Annotated in this window: 1 protein-coding gene; it reads left to right on the top strand. The window is 64.1% G+C overall.

Annotated features, from left to right (window positions below; translation table 11 throughout):
• Window positions 1-326 precede the first annotated feature (326 nt).
• Window positions 327-572 carry a helix-turn-helix domain-containing protein gene (locus tag FK530_RS24650; protein WP_146489449.1) on the top strand — a complete coding sequence of 82 codons (246 nt, stop codon included), beginning with the start codon at window positions 327-329 and terminating at the stop codon, window positions 570-572.
• Window positions 573-654: the final 82 nt, after the last annotated feature.

Raw genomic sequence — 654 nt, 5'->3', positions numbered from 1 at the left:
GGCCCTCTTCCTCCCGTCCGACGAGGACGACCTGGCGTAGTCTCGACATGTCGTGACCACCGACACATCTGAGGAGGTGATGAGCCGATGGGTGACAAGTCACCGAAGAAGTCCAGCAGCAAGACCCCCGCCGGGAAGAGTCTGAAGGAGAAGCGGGCGGCCAAGAAGGCAAAGGCCGAGTCCAAGTCGCACGATGCCTGAGACAGAACCAGTCACGTGTCCCGCACCGCCCAGCGCGGTGCGGGGCACCACTGTGAGGAGATCTGGATTTCCCGATACAACGACGGCATCCTGAAAACCCGATCACCTACCGAAGGAGGTCGACCATGGTTGCGCGAAAGTCCGTCCTCCGAGCGCCCGCAGACTTCGGACTCGCCGTCCAACAGGCGAGGATGGCTCACGGGCTGTCACAGAGCAGTCTCGCCGAGGAGCTCGGCATCAGCCAGAGCGCAGTCTCCGAGATCGAGACCGGCAAGTCCACCCTCTACCTGCGGCGCCTCCTCGAGCTTGCCCGTGCGACCGGGATCCACTTCAGCGCCACGTGGGAGGAGGAGGTTGCGCCTCAACGTTGAACTCCACGGTGCCCTCGTCGGAGTCCTCATAGGAACGCCACGGGCCCGTCCGACCAACGGAGCCAGAGCACTCCAGCCCGAC

It is taken from the genome of Tsukamurella conjunctivitidis (assembly GCF_007858475.1).
Taxonomy (GTDB): Bacteria; Actinomycetota; Actinomycetes; order Mycobacteriales; family Mycobacteriaceae; genus Tsukamurella; species Tsukamurella conjunctivitidis.
Note: the sequence above shows the minus strand (reverse complement) of the source record. Positions and strands in the feature narration are given on the sequence as shown.